This window comes from Syntrophorhabdaceae bacterium, from assembly GCA_036504895.1.
In the GTDB taxonomy this organism is placed as follows: Bacteria; Desulfobacterota; Syntrophorhabdia; order Syntrophorhabdales; family Syntrophorhabdaceae; genus PNOM01.
In genome coordinates this window covers 119,673-143,656 of sequence record DASXUJ010000062.1, presented here as the reverse complement: position 1 = coordinate 143,656, position 23,984 = coordinate 119,673, and the positions used below count along the sequence as shown (strand labels likewise).

23 protein-coding genes are annotated in these 23,984 nt (G+C 53.6%); 12 read left to right on the top strand and 11 right to left on the bottom strand.

What is annotated here, in order from left to right:
- The first annotated feature begins 5 nt into the window (after positions 1–5).
- The 6 genes from VGJ94_08310 to VGJ94_08285 are packed head-to-tail and all read left to right on the top strand — an operon-like array spanning position 6 to position 6,955.
- A complete protein-coding gene (locus VGJ94_08310; protein HEY3276609.1) occupies positions 6–470 on the top strand; it encodes a chemotaxis protein CheW in 465 nt (154 codons plus the stop codon).
- Positions 467–1,744, top strand: coding sequence for a CheR family methyltransferase (locus VGJ94_08305; GenBank protein ID HEY3276608.1), 1,278 nt, complete (start codon positions 467–469; stop codon positions 1,742–1,744). Before VGJ94_08310 ends, VGJ94_08305 begins: the two co-directional genes overlap by 4 nt.
- Complete coding sequence (locus VGJ94_08300; protein ID HEY3276607.1) at positions 1,741–2,418, top strand: chemotaxis protein CheW; 678 nt, start codon at positions 1,741–1,743, stop codon at positions 2,416–2,418. Before VGJ94_08305 ends, VGJ94_08300 begins: the two co-directional genes overlap by 4 nt.
- Positions 2,415–4,724, top strand: coding sequence for a hybrid sensor histidine kinase/response regulator (locus VGJ94_08295; protein HEY3276606.1), 2,310 nt, complete (start codon positions 2,415–2,417; stop codon positions 4,722–4,724). The genes VGJ94_08300 and VGJ94_08295 overlap by 4 nt, the downstream gene beginning before the upstream one ends.
- Positions 4,725–4,728: 4 nt before the next feature.
- Positions 4,729–5,769: a chemotaxis-specific protein-glutamate methyltransferase CheB gene (gene cheB, locus VGJ94_08290; GenBank protein HEY3276605.1), complete on the top strand. Its 1,041-nt coding sequence runs from the start codon at positions 4,729–4,731 to the stop codon at positions 5,767–5,769.
- Positions 5,756–6,955 (top strand): SpoIIE family protein phosphatase, encoded by a 1,200-nt coding sequence (locus VGJ94_08285; GenBank protein HEY3276604.1) that lies wholly within the window; start codon positions 5,756–5,758, stop codon positions 6,953–6,955. The genes cheB and VGJ94_08285 overlap by 14 nt, the downstream gene beginning before the upstream one ends.
- 25 nt (positions 6,956–6,980) lie before the next feature.
- On the opposite strand, the gene VGJ94_08280 is transcribed toward VGJ94_08285, so the two are convergent.
- Complete coding sequence (locus VGJ94_08280; protein HEY3276603.1) at positions 6,981–7,598, bottom strand: hypothetical protein; 618 nt, start codon at positions 7,596–7,598, stop codon at positions 6,981–6,983.
- A gap of 241 nt (positions 7,599–7,839) precedes the next feature.
- Here VGJ94_08280 and VGJ94_08275 point away from each other — a divergent pair, with 241 nt between their 5' ends.
- On the top strand, positions 7,840–9,210 hold the full coding sequence (locus tag VGJ94_08275) for an FAD-linked oxidase C-terminal domain-containing protein (GenBank protein ID HEY3276602.1): 1,371 nt from the start codon (positions 7,840–7,842) through the stop codon (positions 9,208–9,210).
- Positions 9,211–9,454: 244 nt separating this feature from the next.
- On the opposite strand, the gene VGJ94_08270 is transcribed toward VGJ94_08275, so the two are convergent.
- Together VGJ94_08270 and VGJ94_08265 are read right to left on the bottom strand one after the other, a co-directional pair.
- Positions 9,455–10,069: a lytic transglycosylase domain-containing protein gene (locus VGJ94_08270; protein HEY3276601.1), complete on the bottom strand. Its 615-nt coding sequence runs from the start codon at positions 10,067–10,069 to the stop codon at positions 9,455–9,457.
- Positions 10,070–10,115: 46 nt separating this feature from the next.
- Positions 10,116–11,876, bottom strand: a complete 1,761-nt coding sequence (locus VGJ94_08265; protein ID HEY3276600.1) for a YgiQ family radical SAM protein — start codon at positions 11,874–11,876, stop codon at positions 10,116–10,118.
- Between the two features lie 119 nt (positions 11,877–11,995).
- On the opposite strand from VGJ94_08265, the gene rplC reads away from it, so the two are divergent.
- Complete coding sequence (gene rplC / locus VGJ94_08260) at positions 11,996–12,637, top strand: 50S ribosomal protein L3 (protein HEY3276599.1); 642 nt, start codon at positions 11,996–11,998, stop codon at positions 12,635–12,637.
- A gap of 75 nt (positions 12,638–12,712) precedes the next feature.
- Here the strand turns inward: rplC and VGJ94_08255 are convergent, their stop codons facing one another.
- Genes VGJ94_08255 through VGJ94_08245 form a run of 3 tightly spaced genes read right to left on the bottom strand, consistent with a single transcriptional unit; the run spans position 12,713 to position 14,445 of the window.
- Complete coding sequence (locus tag VGJ94_08255) at positions 12,713–13,456, bottom strand: nucleoside phosphorylase (GenBank protein HEY3276598.1); 744 nt, start codon at positions 13,454–13,456, stop codon at positions 12,713–12,715.
- A complete protein-coding gene (locus tag VGJ94_08250) occupies positions 13,440–13,931 on the bottom strand; it encodes an HIT domain-containing protein (protein HEY3276597.1) in 492 nt (163 codons plus the stop codon). The genes VGJ94_08255 and VGJ94_08250 overlap by 17 nt, the downstream gene beginning before the upstream one ends.
- 1 nt (position 13,932) lies before the next feature.
- Entirely contained in the window at positions 13,933–14,445 is a 513-nt protein-coding gene (locus VGJ94_08245) for an HNH endonuclease (protein ID HEY3276596.1), read from the bottom strand.
- Between the two features lie 267 nt (positions 14,446–14,712).
- On the opposite strand from VGJ94_08245, the gene VGJ94_08240 reads away from it, so the two are divergent.
- Positions 14,713–15,177: a hypothetical protein gene (locus VGJ94_08240; GenBank protein HEY3276595.1), complete on the top strand. Its 465-nt coding sequence runs from the start codon at positions 14,713–14,715 to the stop codon at positions 15,175–15,177.
- Between the two features lie 69 nt (positions 15,178–15,246).
- Here the strand turns inward: VGJ94_08240 and VGJ94_08235 are convergent, their stop codons facing one another.
- Positions 15,247–15,789 carry a cytochrome c3 family protein gene (locus tag VGJ94_08235; protein ID HEY3276594.1) on the bottom strand — a complete coding sequence of 181 codons (543 nt, stop codon included), beginning with the start codon at positions 15,787–15,789 and terminating at the stop codon, positions 15,247–15,249.
- 107 nt (positions 15,790–15,896) lie between these two features.
- Positions 15,897–17,447, bottom strand: coding sequence for a flavocytochrome c (locus tag VGJ94_08230; GenBank protein HEY3276593.1), 1,551 nt, complete (start codon positions 17,445–17,447; stop codon positions 15,897–15,899).
- A gap of 338 nt (positions 17,448–17,785) precedes the next feature.
- Here VGJ94_08230 and tatA point away from each other — a divergent pair, with 338 nt between their 5' ends.
- The 3 genes from tatA (at position 17,786) to VGJ94_08215 (ending at position 21,600) form a co-directional block, all read left to right on the top strand.
- Positions 17,786–17,965 carry a twin-arginine translocase TatA/TatE family subunit gene (gene tatA / locus VGJ94_08225; GenBank protein ID HEY3276592.1) on the top strand — a complete coding sequence of 60 codons (180 nt, stop codon included), beginning with the start codon at positions 17,786–17,788 and terminating at the stop codon, positions 17,963–17,965.
- Positions 17,966–18,340: 375 nt separating this feature from the next.
- Entirely contained in the window at positions 18,341–19,240 is a 900-nt protein-coding gene (locus VGJ94_08220; GenBank protein HEY3276591.1) for an RNA polymerase factor sigma-32, read from the top strand.
- A 332-nt stretch (positions 19,241–19,572) separates the two neighbouring features.
- Positions 19,573–21,600 (top strand): C1 family peptidase, encoded by a 2,028-nt coding sequence (locus VGJ94_08215; protein HEY3276590.1) that lies wholly within the window; start codon positions 19,573–19,575, stop codon positions 21,598–21,600.
- Positions 21,601–21,678: 78 nt separating this feature from the next.
- On the opposite strand, the gene thyX is transcribed toward VGJ94_08215, so the two are convergent.
- From thyX to thiM, 3 genes are read right to left on the bottom strand one after another with little or no spacing between them, the layout of a single operon-like run.
- The gene (gene thyX, locus VGJ94_08210; GenBank protein HEY3276589.1) at positions 21,679–22,407 is read right to left on the bottom strand and encodes an FAD-dependent thymidylate synthase; all 729 of its coding nucleotides are present in this window, start codon (positions 22,405–22,407) and stop codon (positions 21,679–21,681) included.
- The gene (gene thiE / locus VGJ94_08205) at positions 22,407–23,141 is read right to left on the bottom strand and encodes a thiamine phosphate synthase (GenBank protein ID HEY3276588.1); all 735 of its coding nucleotides are present in this window, start codon (positions 23,139–23,141) and stop codon (positions 22,407–22,409) included. The genes thyX and thiE overlap by 1 nt, the downstream gene beginning before the upstream one ends.
- Before the next feature lie 14 nt (positions 23,142–23,155).
- Positions 23,156–23,974, bottom strand: a complete 819-nt coding sequence (gene thiM, locus VGJ94_08200) for a hydroxyethylthiazole kinase (GenBank protein ID HEY3276587.1) — start codon at positions 23,972–23,974, stop codon at positions 23,156–23,158.
- Positions 23,975–23,984: the final 10 nt, after the last annotated feature.

The following is a 23,984-nucleotide window of genomic DNA, read 5'->3' as shown; positions in this document are numbered from 1 at the left end:
AGGACATGCTTTTTCTTCTCTTTCAAATCAGAAGTGAGCATTACTGCATGGATGTCTCCCGGGTCATAGAAGTAGTGCCCATGGTGCGGTTTAATCTCCTTCCTCATGCACCCCCTTATGTGGCAGGACTCTTCAACTACAGGGGAACCATCGTCCCCGTGATAGACCTCTCCGCCCTTCTTTATGAAGAGCCGTGCCGTCCTCTCCTCAGCACGCGCATCCTCCTTGTCGATTATACGGGAGCGGACAAAAAACACCATATTCTCGGCCTACTGGTCGAACGGGCGACAGAGACGGTATCTTGCAAGGCGGAAGATTTCACGCCACCGGGCATAGAGGTCGAAGGGGCGCGTTTTCTCGGAGATGCGATGTACAGGTCAGATGGAATGGTCCAGAGGGTAGAGGTGGAGCGTATACTTCCAGAGAATGTGCAAGCATATCTCTTTGCCGCCGGGAGAGAAGAAGAGTGAGCAGGTATGGCGAGGCTGAAAGATTTCTGACGGACGCCATAGGGCTTGACCCCGAGGTGATGGGCTCGCGGGTAATCAGGAACGAAGTCGATTCACTGATGAGGGCGCTGGGAACTGATGATTTGACGGAGTGCCTTAAAGAGCTTGTCTCGAACGAAGAAAAGATGGGGAGCTTCATCGAGAAGATCGTAGTCCCCGAAACCTGGTTTTTCCGGGATAGGGAATCTTTTAAATTTCTGAAGCAATATGCCGGCGAAATTCTCGCCGGAGCATCCGGGCCCCTCAGGGTGCTGTCCGCTCCCTGCTCCACCGGCGAGGAGCCGTTCTCCATCGCCATGACCTTGTATGAGGCGGGAGTAACCCCCGGCGATTTCCACATAGATGCCGTCGATATCAGTAAAGCTGCGCTCCGCATTGCCGCAGCCGCGGAATACGGCAGGACTTCATTCAGGGGCGGGACGAAGTACTACGAAGAGAAGTATTTCATCCCCAAAGGAGAACGACTTCAGGTAATCCCCTTTATTGCGGAACGTGTCACTTTTCATCAGGACAATATTCTGGGCAAGACTTTTTTCGCCGACGAAGAATCCTACCGGATCATATTCTGCAAGAACCTGCTCATCTACCTCAATCCTGAGGCGCGGCGCAGGCTGTTTGCCCGTCTTAACAGAATCCTCATGCCCGATGGCGTCCTCTTTACCGGTCACTCGGAGCTTGCCTCTTTTCTTCAGAACGGTTTTGAGGCAGTCTCCTTTTCCAGGTCCTTCGCCTGCGTGAAACAAGGACCTGCGGCGCGGACTGATGTTCCCGGCGGGCGGCCGACCGGGCCGGCAAAAAAAGATGAGGAGCGGACCCTTACGAGAAGAAGAGTGAAGAAACCTCTCGCGGCAGAGGAACGCAAAAAGGCCCCGGAAGACGAAGCTTCGGTGGGTGAGAAAAAATCCCTCGCCCCGTCTCTCGATGGGATCCGCAGATTGGCGGACCGCGGTTCTCTTTCCGATGCGCGGGAGCTCTGCTCGAGATATTTGAGGGATAACGGCGCCGACAAAGAGGCATACTGCCTCATGGGTCTTATAAGCCAGGCCGAGAAAAAATCGGATGAAGCAGAGGCTTATTTTTTGAAGACCCTTTATCTGGACCCCATGTTTTACGATGCCCTCCTTCATATGTCCCTTTTATGCGAACAAAGAGGCGACCCTGCAAGGGCGGAGATTTTCAGACAGCGTATGAGAAGGATTGAGGACGCTGAGAAGAATCGAAGGAAGGAACCATGAGCGGGGAGAAGGGGTCCGGGGAAATAAGATGTTGGCGGGAAATCGGGATTTCCGGGGATTTATCATGCCCCAAACTTGTCGATATCATCCATTGCCGTAATTGTGAAGAATATAACCGGGCAGGGAGGCGTCTTTTTGATAGGGAGATCCCGGAGGGTTTTCTGGATGAATGGACAAAAAACATCGCGGGGATAAAAGGGGCCGACATTGAAGAAACCCTTTCGGTCATCGTCTTTCGGGTGAATAGCGAATGGCTTGCCTTGAAAACAGTCTGTCTCGAGGAGGCGGCGGCCATCCGTCCGGTCCATCATGTACCTCTGCGTACGAATAATATATTTAAAGGCGTAGTCAACGTGAACGGGGAGCTGCTCCTGTGCATGTCGGTGGCGGACCTCCTCGATTATGCCATAGAAGGTCAGGCAGGGCAACCCGCGGAACGGGTATTCCAACGCATGCTTGTGGTGAGGATCGAGTCGGAGCGTTATGTATTTCCCGTCGATGAGGTGCTCGGGATTTACCGGGTTTGCCTGAGCGCGATGGGCGAGCCTCCCGCAACCATGGCAAAATCACCAACCAGCCTGATCAAAGGTATCTTCAACCTCGAGGAGAGAAGAATAGGCCTTGTGGACGAGGACGGGTTGCGCCGGACATTAAAAAGGAGTCTCCTCTCGTGAGCGAATCAGGCGCATTCGATATGGCGGACCTCTCCATGCTCGATCTCTTCCGCATAGAGGCCGAAAATTATGCGAAAGTCCTCGATAAGGGCCTTGTGGAAGTCGAGAATCAGGGTAGCCCGGAGGGAATCGAGCCTCTCATGCGCGCGGCCCACTCAATCAAAGGGGCAGCCCGTATTGTCGGGCTCGATCTCGTGGTTACTCTTGCCCATGCCATGGAAGACGTGCTTTCGGCAGCGCAAAAAGGCGCAATCATCCTTTCTCCTCATCATATCGATCTTCTTCTGCAAGGCAACGATATACTCTCCCTCCTTTCATCCCTGAATGCGTCGGAGATCCCGCAATGGCTTTCCCACGAGGGGCCGCGGGTCGAGGCGCTGAGCAGCATCATACGGGAATCTCAATCAGGCGGGACGCCGGCCACGCCGGTCGCCGCCTTCCCGGATGCCCCGGCGGCGAATAGGACAGGAGCGGACGGAACCTTGACTGCTCTTCCCGAAGATGTGGTCCCCCACACGGCTTCCGTAATGGAAAAGCCACAGGAGCGACCGCAGGAACGGGTAGAGGAGACATCGGTGCGGGTTGTCTCGGAAAGCCTCAACCGGCTTATGGGGCTTGCAGGAGAATGTCTCGTGCAGGCCAATTTGACCAAGCCCTTCTCTTCGTCTCTTCTTACGGTGAAGGACCTGCACTTGGAGCTTACCAGCTCTCTCGAGGAATTACTCCACTCCATGCAGCGCAAGGCCGCGCCAAAAGGATTAAGGGAGAGATTGGGCGAGGTCCTGTCCACCCTCGATCACGTCCGTAATCTTATGGGCGATCATATGGAGAAATTCGATGCCTTCACGCGAAGCCTCGAGCGGCTCGCCGATCAACTCTACAGTGAGGTACTGGCCATAAGAATGAGGCCTTTTTCCGATGGAATCCCGGGATTCCCGCGCATGATACGGGATCTCGCAAAGGAGCTTGGGAAAAAGGTGAATTTTCGGGTGACAGGAGAGGCGACGCGGGTAGACAGGGATATACTCGAAAGACTGGAAGCGCCCCTCACCCACCTGCTCAGGAATGCGGTGGATCACGGGCTGGAGACGCCTGAAGAGAGGCTTGCCGCATCAAAGCCGCCGGAAGGATCCCTCCTCCTTGAGGCACGCCACAGCTCGGGAACGCTCCACATCATGGTTGCCGATGACGGAAGGGGGGTCGACATCGAAAAGCTCCGGGGAAAGATCATCCGGGATGGACGCGTCTCCCGGGAGATGGCTGCCACCCTTACCCAGGGCGAGCTTCTCGATTTTCTCTTTCTCCCCGGTTTCTCCACTGCGTCGGAAGTGACCGAGGTGTCGGGCAGAGGCGTGGGGCTCGATGTGGTCATGTCCATGGTGGAAGCGGTAGGCGGATCGGTCCGGGCGGAATCGGATTGGGGAAAAGGCATGGCCTTTCACCTCCATCTCCCCCTCACCCTGTCGGTCGTGAGAGGGCTCGTCGTGAATATCGGGGGCGAGCCCTATGCCATACCGCTGGCGCGCATCGACCGCATCTTACAGATAGGAAAAGAGGACCTCCGGATTCTGGAGGATAAACAGTTTTATACCTATGAAAACCAGCATCTCGGCATTGTGGACGCCCATCAGCTCCTTGAGACCCAACCCCCCGGTGAAGTCTCGTCCGAGCTTCGCATTGTGGTAGTGAGTGACCGTCTCAACCGATACGGCCTTGTGGTAGACGGTTTCGTAGGAGAGAAAGAACTTGTCGTTATCCCCCTCGACACCCGTCTCGGCAAAATCCCCAATATCAGCGCAGGGGCAATCCTCGAGAACGGAGCACCCGCTCTCATCTTCGATGTTGACGATCTCGTGCGGTCGATCGACAACCTTCTCACCCACGGAAGACTTAAGAGGGTAAGGGAGAAAGGTGAGAAGATTTACGGGGGCAGGAAACAGGTTCTCGTGGTCGATGATTCCCTGACGGTCCGAGAGGTCGAGAGAAGGCTCCTGGAGAATCGGGGTTATGACGTTACCGTGGGGGTCGACGGGATGGACGGGTGGAATCTGCTCCAGGTTGGCTCCGGAATCGAGCTGGTGGTCTCCGATATCGATATGCCCCGGATGAATGGGATTGAATTTATCAGACGAATGAGGAGCGACCCACGTTTTAAGAACCTCCCCGTCATCATCGTCTCTTACAAAGACAGGGAAGAGGACCGGATAAAAGGCCTTGAGGCAGGCGCGAATTACTACCTCACCAAGAGCAGTTTTCACGACGAAGGTCTCACCAATGCGGTAAGGGACCTGATAGGGGAGCCATAGGAAGATGCGGGTTGCCATTGCCCACAGCGTGATGCGTGAAGCGAAGATACTCGAGAGGGTTATTGCCGCGGAACCGGGCCAGGAGGTCGCCTGGGTCGCAGGAACGGGAGCGGAGGCCATAGACAAGGCCGCGGCCGATCCCCCCGATGTGCTGCTTGTAGACCTCTTGTTATCAGGCGCACAGGGCGCCGAAGTAACCCGGCTCATTATGAGGACATACCCCTGCGCGATCCTGATCGTTACCCCTTCCGCGGCCCGGGATGCCGCGCGGGTCTTCGAGGCCATGGGGAACGGCGCCCTCGATGTGGTGAGCGTGCCCGTCCGGGACGAGAAGGGCCATATAAAAGGCAAAGACCAGCTCCTCAAGAAGCTGGCAATGATAGAAAAATTGATAAGAAGGGAAGAGGTCCGGATGAACGGCCAATCGACCCATATGGGCTCTCCCATCCCCCCGCGGCCTCTCGTAGCCATCGGATCTTCGACAGGGGGGCCGAAGGCCCTGGCGGCGCTTCTGTCCGGTCTGCCGGCGGACCTCGGCGCTTCGGTCGTGGTGGTGCAACACCTGGACGTTCAGTTCGCGGACGGCCTTGCGGAATGGCTTGACGGACAGACCCCGCTTAAGGTCGTTCTCGCAAAAGAGGATATGAGAGTAGATGATAATACGGTGTATGTGGCGGGAACGAACGATCACCTCATAGTGGGGCCGGAGCTAGCATTCCATTACGTGATCGAGCCTAAGGACTACCCCTACAGGCCCTCGGTGGACCGGTTCTTCATAAGCGCGAGGGATTGGTGGCGTGAGAAGGGCGTGGCGGTGCTCCTTACCGGTATGGGTAAAGACGGGGCAAAGGGCCTGCTGACTTTGCGCGACGCCGGCTGGCATACCATAGCTCAGGATGAGGCCACCTCAGTAGTGTACGGAATGCCGAAGGCCGCGGCAGATATCGGCGCGGCGCGTGAGATCCTGGGGGTTGAAAAGATCGCCGCTTCCGTAGTCACCCACATTAAAGCGAATAAAGGAATAGTGAGCGATGAACGAAAATGAGAGCCTTTTCCATACCCCCGAGACCCACCATACCATCACCGTGCTCCTGGTCGACGATCAGCCGATCGTAGGTGAAACCGTGAGGCGAATGCTCGCCCCGGAAAAGGATATCCTGTTTCATTATTGCAAAGAGCCGACGGAAGCTATTAGAACGGCGCAGGAGACGGGCCCCACGGTGATACTCCAGGACCTCGTCATGCCCGATATAGACGGTCTTACCCTCGTGAAATTTTTCAGGGCCCACAGCAAACTCAAAGATGTGCCCCTTATCGTGCTCTCCAGCAAGGAGGAGGCGTCGACCAAGGCTGACGCCTTTGCAGTCGGTGCAAACGATTATCTGGTGAAGCTGCCGGACAGAATCGAGTTGATTGCCAGAATCCGTTACCACTCCAAAGGGTATATAAACCTTCTCGAGAAGAACGAAGCTTACGAGAAGCTCTACAGGAGCCAACAAATATTGGCCGCCCAGCTCGCCAGTGCGGCGGAGTACGTAATCTCCCTGCTGCCTCCGGCGCTCGACGAAGGGGACCTGAGGACGGACTGGCGGTTCTTTCCGTCCGCCGAGCTTGGAGGGGATGCCTTCGGGTATCATTGGATCGATGAAGACCGTTTCGCCATATACCTTCTCGATGTATGCGACCACGGCGTCGGACCTGCATTGCTCTCCGTTTCGGCCCTTAATGTGCTTCGCTCCCAATCTTTGCCCAATACCAATTTTACCGAGCCAGGTTCGGTGCTTACTTCACTGAATGAGGCCTTCCAGATGGAGAAGCAGAACAACCTCTACTTTACCATCTGGTACGGAGTGTTCAACAAGGTTACAAGGGAGCTCCGCTATGCGACCGCGGGACACCCGCCCGCCTTGCTCATGTCAGGGCAGGGGCAGGTGCAGGAGCTCATCACGCCCAATATGTTTATTGGCGGTATGGAGGGTATAACCTATACCAGCGGGACTACCGTGGTGGACCTTCCCGCGAAGCTCTACATATTTTCTGATGGGGCCTACGAGGTAAAGATGAAAGACGGACCCATGTGGAGCCTTGGCGGACTCAAGGAATACCTTCTTGCCGGTCCCCAAAACGGCCTATCCGAGATCGAAAATCTTTATACCACCCTTCAGGGAATGCAGGGGTCAAAAGACCTCGATGACGATTTTTCCATGCTCAAAATAGAGTTTCTGCCATAGACGAACCGGAGGAATCACAAATAACTCAAGGGCTATAATCCTCTTTCCCCGGTGAGAGCTCCTTTCTCAGCCGGATAAGCCCCGCCTCTATCCTCACGAAGGAAAGGGTGCTTCTGTTAAGCCCGGTTATGTCCAGCCCGTGGGCCAATGCGAGTTTCGTGATTGCCGGCAGGATCCCGACCTTGTCTTTCTTCCAATAAGGTCTCAGCTCCCTCAAAAAGATATTGACAGTTACAGGCCCGATACCGTAGAAATCGGTTATCTTCTTCTCCAGGTCTTCAGCGTCTTCCGCCTCTTCATGAAGGCGGGAGAGCCTGCCCCTGTACCGCGCGATCAGGGTTTCACAATTCTTCAGGATCTTTGTTGATGTCTTTCCGTCGTACCGGACGTACCCGCCGGTCCGCATGATGGGATCTATGAGGAAATCCCAACCCGCATGGAGAATCTCCTCCGGGGCAAGGAGATTATGGGCGGCAAATGCCTCGTAGGTATGTTTCGACACCTTCTCCGAGATTCGGGCCCCGTAAAGCATACTCGCCAGGAACCATTTGAAGAGCTCGCCGTCCTGTCGCGTCCCGAGTTTAATGCCCAGCTCCTCCGAATAGAGCAGACTCCTTTTCAGGCCATCGAATGTAAGGACCACGGCGCTCTCCGGCCCGGGGCGCGAACGACCGGGGCGGCGGGGTCTCTGTTCCGTTATTTCGGAGTATGGTGTGCGGGGCGTCATCGTGAGACAAATATATTCATCCCCGGCGGGTATTGCCATGTTTCCCCTCCCGCTTTCTTCCTTGATTTCCAATGAGTTTTCGATTAATATCTGTGCACGGACCTGTGCCGCATTAATCGGTAAACTCTCCGTCCCATTACTACAATACGAGGAATAGATGGACAAGAAGATCATCAGCGAGATCGAGGCCATTGCAGGCAAGGAAAACGTACAGACTTCCCTTGAGGAGAGGCAATGCTATTCTTATGACGCGAGAACGGATGGGGCAATTCCCGACCTGGTGGTTTTTCCTTCGTCGGCCGAGCAGGTATCCCGGATTCTCATCCTCGCAAATACCCATGGATTTCCCGTGATTCCAAGGGGATCCGGCACCGGCCTCACCGGAGGATCGGTACCCTTATCCGGAGGAGTGATCCTCTCCTTTACCAGGATGAACAGGATACTCGAAATAGACCCGAAGAACCTGATTGCCGTGGTGGAGCCGGGGGTGGTGACATTTACCCTTCAGGAAGAAGCCGCGAAACATGGCCTCTTTTATCCCCCTGATCCCGCTTCCTACAAATATTCGAGCATAGGGGGGAATATCGCTGAATGCGCGGGTGGACCCAATTCTTTAAAGTACGGAGTCACGAGGGACTATGTCCTGGGTCTCGAAGTTGTTCTCCCCACGGGTGAGATCATTCACCCGGGTGTAAGGACCATGAAGGGGGTGGTGGGCTACGACCTCGCACGACTCTTCGTGGGGAGCGAAGGGACCCTGGGGGTGGTAACCAGGATCACCCTGAAGCTCATTCCCCTGCCGGCTGCCAGGGCCACGATCCTCGCCCTCTTCAGCGAAGTGGACGACGCGGCTGAAGCTGTCTCAGCTACTATTGCGGCCCGGGTGGTGCCTTCGACAATCGAATTTATGGATAAAGCCTCGATCCGTTGCAGTGAGCAGGCCAATCCCATGGGCCTTCCGCCCGATATAGGAGGGCTTCTGCTCATTGAGGTGGACGGTGACGAGGAGTCGATCGACTCTCAGGCGGACAAAGTCAAGAAGATCATGATGGAGCATAAGTCGATAGACTGTCGCATGACCAGGGATCCGATTGAGGCCGACAAGCTGTGGCTCGCCAGGCGCACCCTTTCTCAGGCGCTCTACAATTTGAATCCGGTAAAGATCGCGGAAGACGTGGTGGTCCCACGCTCGAACATCCCCGCCCTCATCCATGCCCTCGAGGAATTGGGGAAGCGCTATGCCATACCTATTCTCAGCTTCGGCCATGCAGGAGACGGTAACTTTCACGTCAATATCATGATCAAAGATACGAAGGAAGACAGGGAAAAGGCCCATGAGGCCGTAAGAGAGATATTCTCGGAGGCGTTGAAGCTTGGGGGCACCCTTTCAGGAGAACATGGCATAGGCATCTCCAAGGCCGCGTACCTCGACATGGAGCTGTCCGAACGTCTCATCACCACCATGAAGAAGATAAAAACGCTTTTCGATCCCAATAATATTCTCAATCCGGGTAAGATTTTTACGTAATTCCAATTCCAAATCAAAGATGATATCGAGGCGCTTAAGGAAGGAGCGACGCAGGTGTACTTCGCGGTACACCGAGGAACAGATGACGAGTGCAACGAAGAGAGCGCTTTGAGTTGGAATTGGATAACAGGGATTTCATCCGGTAAAACCCATAGCTCCCGCTGAAAACGAGACGGCATAACGCTTTGTTTTGGTCTTCGAGAATATCTTATTAAAAATGGGGAAGATGCCGTTAACGCCGGGGCTACTCTTCGTCGGGGTCCGGCAGGTCCAGAAGCATTTTATTGTATTCGTTGAGGACCTTTCGGGTGAAAGGCGTATCGGGAGAATATTCTTTCGAAGCCTTATTTCTTATTTTGTAAGATCCCACATTATAGGCATGGAGAGCGGTATTCAGATTCTCGAACTTTTCGAGGAGCCATGACATGTGGTTCACGCCTATTTTAATATTCTTTTCAGGCTCGTGCAGGGACTTGTTCCCTTTCATGGTGATTCCCTCATTCTTTGAGGCATGCCGGGCAAGGGAGGGGGAAATCTGCAGGAGACCACGCGCGCCTTTTCGGGAGACCGCTTCGTTTTTGAAATTGCTTTCCACCTTCATCACCGCGAGTATGAGCCGGTAGTCTACTCCATATTCCTGCGACTCTTCATAGACTCTGTCGGCAATGGTCTTCAGCTTATCATCCGACGCATTGACTTTCTTGGACTTCAGGTATTCGACTATCTTGCTCTTTATAAAGAAACCTTCTTTTCCCTGGTCGCCATTGAACGCCTGTATGACGGAGAAAGTGGCGAGGACAAAGGACGCCACCACGATGACGGAGATTATGAGGTGTGTAGGTTTTCCCAAATGTCGCATAAGGTACCTTTTTACACCTGAATCACGTAAAAAGTCAATATATTTTTTATCGAGCGGGTTTCAGACGGTCTTTTTTCGACAATGATTGCATAGCCTTAGCAACCAGAGGCTTGTGCGAAGGGGTATGGTGCTGGATCAAGGCCCTGTGCAATTTCCGCTCCTGAAAAGTCTTTGCCACAAAGACTTTTTCTCCTGTAAATGGATTTTCTTCCGTGTAATACATGCATGCCGCCGGGGTAAGGGGAAGAGGAGTGAAATCCTGTACCTGCTCCGGGTGCATCCCCCTTCGCCTGAGATAGGAAGAGAGAATCTCCTCGTCTTCCAGTGTCGCTCCCGGATGGGCGCTGATGAAATAATTGACCAGGTATTGGTCTTTTTTCACGCGCCTTTTGATCTCTCTGAATTTTTCCACAAATATTTCATATTTATCGAATGAGGGCTTGTTCATGGCACGCAGAACCGCGGGCGATGCGTGCTCCGGGGCTACTTTCAGTTGGCCTCCCACGTGATGGCGGCAGAGATGCTCGAAGTATTCCGCCGAATCATCGTCGCAAAGCAGGTCATAACGTATCCCGCTTTCGATGAACAGATGTTTGACCCCGGGGATAGCCATAACCGATTTATAGAGATCGATGCTTTCCCTGTAGCCTAGCTTCAGCATTGCGCACTTCGTCGGTACGAGACATTCCTTTTTTCCGCAGCCGCCGTCTCGTGCCCACCGGGAGCACCGGGCGCCGTACAGATTGGCGGTGGGACCGCCGATATCGGTGATCGTGCCCTTAAATTCCTCGTTCCGGGACAACGCCATTGCCTCTTCGAGTATTGACCCGGGACTTCTTGATTGGATGATCTTCCCCTGATGGACCGAAAGGGAGCAGAAGCTGCACGCGCCGCAGCATCCCCTGTGGGAGATGATCGAGAACCTGACTGTCTCGAATCCCGGAATACCGCCCTTTTCTTTATACGAGGGATGGGGAGAGCGGGCATAGGGAAGGCGGTAGACGCCATCCAGCTCCTCCCGGCCGAGAGGCAGGGCAGGGGGAAAATGGATCACATACCTCTTGTCATGCCGCTGGACCAGCGTCTTGCCTGAAAAAGGGTTTTGGTTGGTATAGAATATTCGAAAGGCATCGTTGAATCGTCTCTTATCATGGGAGACTTCATCCATGGCCGGCAACTCAAGGTAATCCTCGCCCGGGTGGACCTCTTTTCGCACGATCACAGTCCCTCTGATCCCGTAAAGATCCTGCTCCGCCGCAAGACGCCGGGCAATCTCCACAATCTGTGATTCAGCCATTCCGTATACGAGGATATCCGCCTTAGCATCGAGGAGGAGGGACCTCCGGACCTTATTGTCCCACCAATCATAATGGGCTACCCTGCGCAGACTGGCTTCGATGCCGCCGAGAACGAGGGGAGAGCCGGGAAAGGCCTCCTTTATCCTGTTCGCATACACAATAACGGCTCTATCCGGCCGCAGGCCTGCCTTCCCGCCGGGTGAATAGGCATCCTTGCTCCTTATTTTTTTATGGGAGGTGTAGTTTGCCACCATGGAATCGAGATTTCCGGAAGTGACGCCGAAAAAAAGCCGGGGCTTTCCGAGAGCCAGAAAATCGTCCGTCTTTTTCCAATCGGGCTGAGCGATGATACCCACACGAAAACCCGCTGATTCCAATACCCTGCCTATTATTGCCGCGCCGAATGAAGGGTGGTCGACATAGGCGTCGCCGGTCACTATAATTATATCGAGCGACTCCCATCCCCGTGCATCCATATCTTTTTTCGTGAGAGGCAAAAAATTGTTCATCACGGAATAGTGTAGCAGATTCGGGGCAACAAAGAGAGGGGCAAGGGGGCGATGTGATTTCTCCTTGACTTTACTGTCTTTTTCTACTATTATTTAACACTTTTCGGAGGTGAAGGACCATGGGAATCGGTTTACTTGGAAAAAAACTCGGAATGACACAAATATTCGGAGAAGATGGAACTGCCATACCTGTTACGGTAATTCAGGCGGGTCCATGTGCAGTCGTTCAGAAAAAGACCGTCTCCAATGACGGATATGACGGAATTCAGCTCGGGTTCCAGGAAGTGGTAAAGGTGAAAAGCGTCAATAAACCCCTCGCAGGCCATTTCACTAAAGCCGGGGTAGGGCCCAGGAAATTTCTGAAGGAATTCAGGGTTAAAGCCGAAGAGCTTGAAGCTCACGAAGTGGGCGCGGAAGTTTTAGTAGATATTTTTGAGCCGGGAGAATTTGTCGACGTTACCGGCACATCCAAAGGAAAAGGCTTTGCCGGCGTCATGAAGAGATTTCATTTCAAAGGGGCTCCCGCGTCGCGTGGAAGCCATGAATTCTTCAGACACGGAGGCTCCATCGGACAGAATATGACACCCGGCAGAACCATGAAGGGAAAGAAAATGCCGGGTCATATGGGATCGGAGAAGGTAACGGTACAGAATCTGAAGGTCGTCGACGTGCGGGGCGATACCAATATTCTTTTGGTCGAAGGTGCTATTCCGGGACCTACCAATGGTATAGTGGTAATAAAGAAAGCGGTAAAAAAATAAGGCGGAAAGGAACGAAAAGTCAGGGCCGGTATAACCGGCCCTTTTTTTATTCCCCGAAACATGGGGCAACCCGGTTTAGACGATCGCCCTCTCGAGGATGAACTGTGAAAGCTTCCGGGCGCCTGCTTTGAATGCCTTTGTACCGAAACCACCAACCCATTTATCACCGCTTAAGAGGTCGGAGACAACGAGGAAGGCAATCCCTTTGACGTTCTTGTACCTTGAGACGGCATAGAAAGATGCTGCTTCCATTTCCACCGCCTTGATGCCCATATCACGGTACTGCGAGACCTTGGAGACCGTTTCCCTGTATATGGCGTCGCAGCTCCAGATAACCCCTTCATGAAAGCTCTGAGACCTTGCCGGAGGCAGCCACTCCTCCAGCCAGTTCGACTGCACGACCGGGTCCTCTCCGGGGTAGTGATGTGAAACGCCGTCCTCTCTGAGGGCGCCCACCGCCGTAATCACATCTCCCACCAGGAGCTCTTCATTCAATGCCCCGCAATAGCCCCACATGATAAGCTCTTCAATGCCAAAGGCGGTGAGCTCTTCCACGAGGGCCGCAATGGCCGGGCCTCCGATAAAAGAACGGGTTATTATAGTATTTGTGTCATCGAGCCGGTAAAACTGCTTGAAAGGCGACCATGCATCGATAAGAACGCCTTTTTTCTGACGAACTACAAAATTGAGGTCTCCCGCGGCGAAAGTGATTATCGCCCTTTTCGGAAGAAGAAGCTCCTTTTCTTTTCTCCCCGTAAGAGCCGTGACAATGTCATGGGGAGTCAGAACAGGAGGGGAAGGATCAAAGAACTTTTTCAACGAACCTTCTCTTCAATCTCCTGTAGGATTCCGTGATATGTTCGGAGATAACCCTCACCTCTCCCTCGACGGTCATGAAATTTGTATCACCGAACCATCGGGGCACCATGTGAATGTGGAAATGGTCTTCAAGCCCTGCGCCGGCCGCCCTGCCTGAATTGATCCCGATATTGACCCCGTGTGCCTCGAAATCTTCCTTGAAGATGGCGGACATGATCTTCACGAGCCTTATCATGTCGAGAGCCTCCTCGTCGGGCAAATGCTCAATAGACCCGACATGGCGCACAGGAACCACCATAACGTGTCCATTGGTATATGGATAGCGGTTCATGATGACAAAAGCGGAGCCTTGCCGGCCTACTACGAGAGATCGCTCGTCATCTCCTTCCCCGACACAGAGAAAGCATTTCCCATCTTTCCGGTCAGCACCTCCGCCGACATATTCCATTCTCCAGGGCGCCCATATTCTGTCCATATCAATCCTTCAGGAATACATAGTCTTTCCAGTAATCGGGCATCCTATTCACCCCTACCAGAAGCATGATCATGTAGAAACCGTTCGGTCGCGAGGGTCTTTTGCGGGGATGCATTCCCGTTTCTTCGGGGAGCTTGTCCCCTTTTTTCAAATTGCAATGAGTGCATGAGGTCACGATATTGGTCCATTCCGATGAACCGCCCCTTGATTTCGGGATAATGTGATCGCAGGTCAGGCTTTTGCCGTCGAATTTCTTCCCGCAGTATTGGCACGTATGGTTATCTCTCAGGAAGATATTCCTCCTCGAGAACTTGACGCTCATATGATGGTTGCGGACGAGCTTTAGAAGCCTGATAACCGCAGGCTGCCTCATCCTGGAAGAGACCCCCTTGATCTCCCGTTCATATTCCTTCAGGACCTCTACCTTACCAAGAAATACAAGGGTCACTGCTTTCTTCCAAGAGAGGACGCTCAAAGGCTCAAAAGTGGTATTGAGAAGAAGCGTCCTGTCCATAAACCGTCGCAAAAAGGTAACGTTTTTTGAACATCCTTGTCAAGAATCTTTACCCGACGCACCAACCCTGAGAGCACAAGGCATCTCCGGTGAAAAGGAGCGCCGGGTTTCTGAGAGGGCAGCACTGAAGAGGCAGAGTGCCGGCTTCATGCCCCAGTCTTAGTTCGTGACGGGATAAGACCCGGCGGGTCGGCAAGTTTTTTGTGGCATAGCGGGTCGATCTGTGATATTAAGGGGAGAAGGTTTTTCATGCGTTGGAGGTGCTTTATGCCCATTTTTGATGAAGACGATAAGGGAACGAACAACATGGACGGGTTCCCCGATTTTTCCGTCACCCGGGGATATGCAAAAAAAGAAGAGAAAAAAGAGAAGATCCCTTCCTTTATAAAGAAAATACCCCTTCTTTCGCTGGTACTGATTATCCTCATGGTGCTCTTAGGGGGCGCTGTAGCTTTTCTTGCGGCAAAAATGGCGGCTCTCAATACCGAGCTGAACGAAGTGAAAGGGATCAGGGGACAGCTTTCCACCATGCAGACCGGCTTCGACTCGGCTGTTGAAGGCATGAATAAGGAACGGAACAGGTTGAAAACAGAGGTGAGTCAGCTCCGGAATGAGATCGACGCCATGAAGGCCCAGCAGCGACGCCAGGCCGAGGTTGCCAGGGAGCGTCAGACAGCGGCGGAAGCCAAAAAGAAGGCTGCACCCGCAAAGAAGACCCCACCCAAGAGATAAATCATCCCATGTCCGGCGAATAAAAAAAGGGAAGGCCGAAGCCTTCCCTTCACCCAAAACGGGTCTCTCTCAAGGCACTTTATAATCAAACTTATGACACTGATTGCAGTAGTTTTCTGATTTCCCGTGTTGGTGATGGCACAAGTTACAGTCCAGAGTCCTGCCGTAGTGAGGAGACTCATGTGGATTCTGAGGTTTTACCTTTGCCGTTTTCTCAGCGATTTTATCCGTATTGTGGCATGCCACACACTGCTTCATTTTCACTTCCTCAGGTTTTTTGACTTTGCCATGACATTTCGTACACGTGATGCCTGAGATCTGGTGCATGTGGCTTCCCGGCATTTTACCGGTAAGGCTCATGGGCCCGCTTTTCTCGTGACACTCGAGGCACGCCTGGTATGACATGCCTTTTGTGGCTTTATGGTCCTGAGGAAGCCTCTTTTCGCTCCCGTGGCAGGCCGCACAATCGCCCGGTTTCGCAGTGGCGAGTTTTTTGGGTACGGCCATGACGTTCGTCGCCATGGTCGAGAGCAGGATGAAGGCGAGAGAGAGACCGATCAGGAGCCTGCCGTAGCGCTCCGATATTTTAAGGCTGGTGTCGCCGCGTCTCATAATATCTCCTTTCCCTTTAAGGGGAATGCCGCGGGAGAACCCGGGAGGTTAAGGAAGGAGGAAAGGGCAACGAGCGCCCCTTCCTCTCCATCCATTATTTCAAAAAATCAGCCCCAGGCCTTTTCCTTTGCGGCGTTCTTGCCTGCAATACGACCGAAGACCACGCAGTCGGCCATGGCAACCCCGCCAAGACGCACGGCCCCATGTACTCCGCCCGTCACCTCACCGGCGGCATAAAGCCCTTTTACCGGCTTGAAGTCAAACCCCTTTACCTGGGCATTCTTATCGATCACCAGCCCGCCCATCGTGTGGTGGACCTTAGGCCAGAGCCTGGCCGCATAAAAAGGTGCGGTAACCGTGGGTTTTGCATCGGGGAAGATCATACAGTCGAAATCGGCATCCTTCTTCTGTTCCACGAACGAATTCCAACGATCAATCTCTTTTTTGAAGACATCAACCGGCATATTATAGAATTTCGCAAGATCCTCAAGGGTGTCGAATTTCTTAATGGCCCCCGCCTCCATCCCTTTCTGAAGGGCATTGGGGAATACCTGTTTCGGCACCGCATAGGAATCTCCCATAATGATAACGGGATCACCGACAAGGATGATCGCGTCCGCTCGCTCTTTCCTGTTTCCTGTTTCCTTGAAGAAGCGTTTGCCTGTCTTGGGATTAATCATGGGCCCGTAGCCGACGAGACGCTCGCAAAAGAGGGGGACATGGCCGAATCCTTTTTCGTCGGGGCTCGTCCAGGGACCAAGCTGGATCCAGTCCATCTGAAGGTCCATGGCTCCCGCCATGCACGCGGCCAGCAATGCCTCGCCTGTTGCGCCGGGCTGGTTCGTGGACTCAAACCTGTCATTGAGGCGCGGGTCCTGCAACTGGCGAAGGGGTAGATCCCGCGAGAAACCGCCGGAAGTCAGGATCACTGCCTTCTTTGCTTTGATAAAGGCTGTTTTGCCTGAATTCTCATCAGGGAATTTATAACCCTTCTTTACTTCCATGCCCACAATCCTGCCATCCTTGTTCGCGATGAGGCGCACCATCTTTGTACGGGTCTCTATCTTGGCTCCGACAGCATTGGCTTTATCGTAAAGTTTATTGACCACTTCCGAACCGGACGCATTAACCGTCTGGTTGGCCCTTTTTACCGAATGTCCTCCATGGAAACCGAGTTTGGTAAATCGGGCTCCAAGGCTCTCGCACCATTCAAGTGCATCTTTGGCGCCGTAGGCAACCGTCTTGGCCAATTCCGGTTGGTTCAGGTACTGCCCTGCTTTCATCATATCCTTGTACATGAGCTCGGCGGAATCCTGGACCCCTGCCGCCTTCTGCAATTTTGTGTCCGGGGCGCAGAAATCTCCGCCGTTGATAATGGAATTGCCCCCGTGGACCGGCATTTTCTCAATGACGGCCACGGTTGCCCTCGCGTTCTTTGCCTCGATGGCTGCGGCGAGACCGGCAAATCCCGTGCCCACTACAATGACATCATAGGCGTCATCCCATTTTTTGGGCATCGGACCTGCTGCCGCTGAAGACTCTTTCGCGGTACCTGCCAGCGCGCCCACCGTCATACCCGCTATTGCCGCAACGCCACCTGTAGTTTTCAGAAAATCGCGTCTCGATAAGTTCTTCGGTTTTTTTGTGTCTTCGCTCATATAAACCTCCTGATATTTAATAGATTTGCCGGATTATAACAAGGACCGGAGAGAGAAGACCGACGCTCCGGTCATCACAGGACTCTATTCCGTGACAGTGCCCGGCCCCTTCATGTATATAGATTCTCCCGCAATTTCCTGTAATTATCAATAAAAAAGCGGTGTGAATGGATATATTATCGTACAGAGGGGGCAGGTCTCCCATGCGTTCTAAGGGGAAAGGACTACAATCACGGGATAAAGGGAAGGGACAGAGCCATACCCGTAAAATAACCTGTTGACCGGGTTAATTTACGGTACTATTATATATCGATAAACGTAAAAAAAGGAGCGAATAAATGTTTGGACTCGGCGCGCCTGAACTTATCATCATTCTTGTAATAGTAGTTCTTATTTTCGGGGCGGGAAAGCTTCCGGAAATCGGCGGGGCGGTAGGCAAGGCTATCAAGGGGTTCAAGAAATCGGTGCACGAGCCCGAAGAAGGCGACAAACCGGTAAAAAAGGAAGATAAGGAATAACGGGAGGAATAAGGCCGGTTTTCAATCTTCCGAGACCGGCCGGCGCCGCATCAAACGCAATTGAACTGCAGATCGGCCTCATACCCCCAGCGTCGATAGATTGAACCTCTCTCCGCAAATTGTGTCTTTTTCGGACCACTCCCCCGAGTGAAAAAAAGTTATTATTCGAATTAATCTTTCATGACAACCCCAAAAAAGGTGCTTATATTCTGTAAAAGTCGTGTGAGGACGGGCCAGGTCGGGAGGGGCAGACCGGTGCTCGTTACCGGGTACCGTAACTACACAGGCCGGCGCCGGCGAGTCGGAAGACCTTGGAATAAAGGTTCACCGGGTCGACGGGAAAGGCCGTCCTGTCGGTAAGGAGATTCGTAAGAGATGACTGACGATATGAGCGCTGAGACCCCTCAGGAACATTCCGGGAAGAAGGAGAGCCAGGACCTCCCAATCCCGTTTGATCCGTTGAAGACATACCTTGCGGAGGTATCGAAATACCCGGTCCTGTCGCGGGAAAAGGAGTTCGAAGTATCACGCCTCGCTTTTGAAAACCAGGACCTCGATGCAGCCCAGAGGCTTGTGATGGCCAATCTGCGGCTTGTGGTTAAGATATCCCTGGAATATTACAACTCCTATTTAAATATTCTGGATCTAATCCAGGAGGGAAACGTGGGACTCCTCCACGCAGTGAAAAAATATAATCCCTATAAAGGCACTAAATTTTCTACCTATGCCTCCTTCTGGATCAGGGCCTATATTCTAAAGCATATAATGGACTCATGGAGTCTTGTAAAGGTAGGGACCACACAGGGCCAGCGCAAACTTTTCTACCGGCTGAACAAGGAGAAGCAGAAGCTCGAGGCCCTGGGTGTTTATCCGGAGCCGAAAGTGCTCGCCGGCATCCTGGAAGTGAAAGAGGAAGAAGTCGACTGCATGCAGCAGCGATTGGCCTTTACGGACATCTCCCTCGAAGCGCCGGTCCATGACGGAAGCGACGACACGATCATGGATACCATGAAAACGGACGAGGACGTGGAGGAGATCGTGAGCCGCAAAGAGGAATCGGAAAGGCTCTCGAAGAAAGTCACGGAATTTAAAGGCGGTTTAAACGATAAAGAAAAATTTATTTTCGACCAGCGAACCCTTGCCGAAGAGCCCCTGACCCTTCAGGAGATCGGCGAAATATTTCAAATCTCTCGCGAGCGGGTACGGCAGATAGAAAACAAAGTGCTGAAGAAGTTTAAAGAGCAGTTCCAGTCCCAGATGGCGAAGATGGGATGATGTTCCGTATGGGGTGCACGCCCTACGATCAATTTTTCCCACCGGTAAATATGATTGACTGTGTATGATTTATCCAGGCACAGAACGAACTTCCTTTATTGACAAGAGATCGTGTCCATGCCTTGAGGCGAGGGCAATCATGACGGGCATCTTCGTCAAAGCACTTGAAAAATTAGACTAATCACGATACTCTTCTAGGATGAATGTCGCGGAGGATTCAGCTGCCAAAAAAGCAATAATTCTCCGACAAAGTCAGAGTGCCAATACACACATTTTATAAAAAGGCTGCCGATGAGAATATCAGAATTACGGCCGAATTCCTGGGGGGAAAAATGATCAGACGGATGAAGAGAAGGGGCAGTTCCGTTATCGGGTATTGCATCATTATGCTTGTTTTGTCATTGTTTTGGTCGGGTAATAGTTTTGCAGCGTCTGCAGAAACCGGTGCGGCGGCGTCTCCGGCTGCCGAGTGGTCCCTCGAGGCACAGATAACGGTCTCTGACAGTGAAGCGGCGGAGATAGGAATGAAGGTTGCCACGCAACGTTCGATAAATGCGCTCGTTTCTAAACTGAAGTCCAAGGGCATCACAGTGGAAAAAAAGGTGATCGGCAGTGATGAAAAAGGCGTCGCCTATGCGCTCACCGCATCAGGTAAGGGCACTGTCGGGAGTTTCCGCGAATTTCTTTATTCCACCGCAAAACCCGAATTTAATGTACTCGGCGGCGTGACGGAAATGACTATTGAAAGTCCCCCTGCGAATGGGGAGGTGGTGGTCGTTCTCGAATCAAACCCGTCCACCGGCTACAGATGGCATGTCACCGCGGACAGCGGCATGACCACGACGGCCGCGAATGTGTACGAGACCCACACCCGGGGTTACGGAGTACCCCAGCGGCAGATTATCAGCCTTGCTCCAAGGGGAGCCGGTAATCAAACCGTGAAACTTCTTTACGGCCGGTCGTGGGAAAATGAGCCCGTAGCGAGGCAGATCAGGCTTAAAGTTTCGTCTATGTCTTCGAAACTCGATTTGAGCAATCCTCTTGCCCCGCAGGGTGAGGCATCCGTACCAGCGGGAGCCGTAAAAACAGAAATCTTTCCGAAAGTGAAAACTGCGCTGCCCGCAAGCTTTGACTGGCGGAACCAGAACATCGTCCCGGCGGTTCGCAATCAGGGGAACTGCGGGAGCTGCTGGTCCTTTGGGACGGTAGGTATTATGGAATCGGCCCTTGCGAAAACCGGACAGGCCACCAAGGCGATCGATCTTTCCGAGCAGTACCTGATATCGTGCAACGAATCGGGTTGGGATTGTGATGGCGGACTCACGGCGCATATCTACCATTATGACACCGCCGGTATGAATCAAGGCGCTCCGGGGGCTGTCCTCGAATCGGTGAAACCCTATACCGAAAGCAACGGAACCTGCCCCACCAATTATGCCAAACCCTATATTTTGGATAGTTGGCAATTCGTTACCGGCTCCGAGTGGACCATTCCCACGGTTGACCAAATAAAGAGTGCGATCTATACCTATGGCCCGATCACCGCAGGAGTATGTGCCGGTGACGGCTGGGATACGTATAGCAACGGCGTTTTCAGGACCAATGAAACCTCGCAGTGCGGCGGTTCGACGAACCATCAAATCATCCTCGTGGGCTGGAACAATAATAACGGAGGATACTGGATCCTTCGCAATAGCTGGGGTCCGAACTGGGGAATTGCCGGTTACATGAATATAGGTTGGGGCATATCCAGGGTAGGCGAAGGCACCTCTTGGGTCACCACCGAGGCGCCGACCTGCGCCTATTCCATCACGTCCTCTTCAAGTGTAACACTCAATTTTAACGGAGGATCAACGGTGGCGAGGATAACCGCCAGTGGAGGAACTGGATGTCCCCAGCCGACGGTGACACCGACGGAAGCATGGCTCACTTATTCCAACGTCACATGGAGGAACAATAGGGGAACAGTGAAAATCACGGCTGCAGCAAACACAAGTTCTGTGGAAAGAGGACCGGTAACCGTTGATATAGGCGGAGCTGCGCTCAGCGTCACTCAGCGGGGCAGGCCCTGCACCATGCAGGCCCTGAACCCACCGAGGGCATCATTTGATGCAAACGCCCATCCGGGTAATACTTTCGCAATCACTACCAACCCTGCTGATTGCTCATGGACTGCCGCAGTAGACGGAGCGGCTGCCGCATGGCTCCAGATAACCTCCGGTGCTTTCGGAGCCGGTCCCGGCACGGTTACCTATGACGTATCATCCAATGCAGGGAAAGCCCGGGTGGGTAAGATTAACGTGATACTTGAGCAGAAGAATACGAAGAAAGTCTTTACCGTCACCCAGAGAAAACCATAGCAGATCCTGAAGTAAGTTAAAAAGGGCGGCCCACGCAGGGCCGCCCTTTTGATTAACCTATAGCAATAATCGGCAGGCTCACGACAGGGACCTGAACCGCTTCTTCACCTCTTTCATTTTTCCGCAGGAGTAAGTGCCTTCCGGGCAGGGGCCGCTCACACATCCCGGACCTGCGCCGGCGAATAGGGTAGGGGCAACCGCCTTCACGAGCCTCAGCATCTCCGTTGCCATGGCCCGTATCTCCCATTGGGCACGGTTGCAGCACCGCTGGGTGAAGAAATGGAGGAGCTCCCGGGCGTTCATGGTGACCATGATCTTCGTTTCCGCGGCATTGGGCAGCACGAACCGGGCGTCCTCCCGGACCGATTCACCTGTACGCCCTTGCTCTTCAAGCATCCGGACGAGATAGTCATAGAACTCCTGCGTCTCCCGCATAAAAGAGTCGAAGCGCCGCTTCAATTCCTTGTCGCCTCCTATGGAAGGGGGCACTACATAGTGAAAACCGCCGGTTTTATCCACATACCTCTGCGATTGCTGGCTGTATGACGCGATGCGGTGTCTGACGAGTTGGTGGGAGCAGGCCCTCGAGATGCCTTCGACGGCAAAGGTAAAAGAGACATGCTCTACGGGGCTCATATGGCCCATCCCCATGATTTTTGAGAGAAAGTTCTTTGTTTGACCTGCCAACCTGTCGTCCTTGAGGGTCTCAATGTCTCCGGACCGGTAGCAGAGGCGGGCGGCAGCGGCGATCGTCATTTCCGGCATGGGGGTGTGGCTGATCAACAGGACCTTCAGCTTTGTTTCCATCACGGACCTTTCCGGACTTGCGACCCGGACAACTGCCTTTCATCCGAAAGGCGTTCCCATAAGTTCCTGCACGCGGTGGGGATGTGCTCAGCCATGGTAAGGGCGGTGACTACCGCAATGCCCTGCGCTCCGGCCTCTAAAACGGAGCGGCAGTTGTGGAGGGTGATGCCTCCGATTCCGACCACGGGAAGACTGGTGCTCCGGCAAATCCGCGTCACCCCTTCAAGCCCGGGACAATATCCGAGGTCCCTTTTCGTGGAGGTGGGGAAAACCCCGTTTACCGCGATATAGTCGGCCCCGTCTTTCTCGCCTTTCACCGCCTCTTCCGGGGTCTTGACGGATATGCCGATTATCGCATCCTGCCCCAACAATTCTCTGGCTGCTTTGACGGCCATATCATCCTGCCCCAGATGGATCCCGTCCGCGCCCGTTGACGCCGCGATTGCAGGGAGATCGTTGACGATCAGATATGCCCCGTGTTGCCGCGTCAACATGAGCGCCGCCGAGATCAATGCCGCGTAATCGCCGGGGACCATCTCTTTTTCCCTTATCTGGATAATCTTTACCCCTCCTTCGAGGGCGAGGGCTACCTGTTCAAGGACGGAATAGCCTTTATGCAAGCGGGAATCGGTGACGAAATAGAGTCTGTAGTCGTGGGGGGAAGGTTTCCGCCGCGTGCCGTGAACCTCGTTTGTGTCGTTCCTTTTGCCCATATCCGTGTCGCTTTTCAGCATCTATCCGCGGCCGTTTATGTGATGGCCTTTATCCTGAGCCGCTCGAGCATAAGTTCTTCCGGAAGGCTGTAGAGTATGTCATAAAGGGCTACCTGGAAACTCCCCGGTCCCTGTGAAAGGCGTGCAGCCTCCTCTCCCGCAAGTCCATAATACGCGAGGGCAGCGGCGGTGGCAAGGAGAGGGTCGGTCACGACCGCGTTGAAACAGGATACTACCGCCGTGGCAGCGCATCCCGTCCCGGTCACGCGGGCGAACATGGGATGGCCGTTGTGCACCTCGAAGGACTTTTCTCCGTCGGTCACAAAATCGACCTCTCCGGTAACGGCGATGACTTTCTTCAATCTCCCTGCCAGCCGTCGGGCGCCGTCACGCACGTTATCAACGCATTCCAGGGAGTCAACGCCCTTAATCCTGACTTCCCCGTCCGTGAAAAGGGACATGATCTCGGACGCATTGCCTCTCACCACGGTTACGGGGACTTCTTTGAGGATCCGGGCTGTGGCGGAGCTTCTGAGCGGGGTTGCGCCCGAGCCCACGGGATCGAGGATAATTGGTATTCCTCTCGCGCCCGCAGCGAGTCCGGCCACGATCATGGACTCTACCCATTGAAGCGTGAGGGTGCCGATATTCAGGTTTAAGGCATCGGAGATGGCGGAGACAGCTTCCATCTCCTCATTCGCGTGGGCCATAATGGGGGATGCCCCTACGGCGAGAGTCACGTTTGCGGTGGTATTCATGACTACAAAATTTGTGATATGGTGGATCAGGGGGCGGCGTCTCCTGATCTCCCGCAATATTTCCACCGTGGTGGCGGAATAGCTGTCTTCAGCCATGATTTTCACC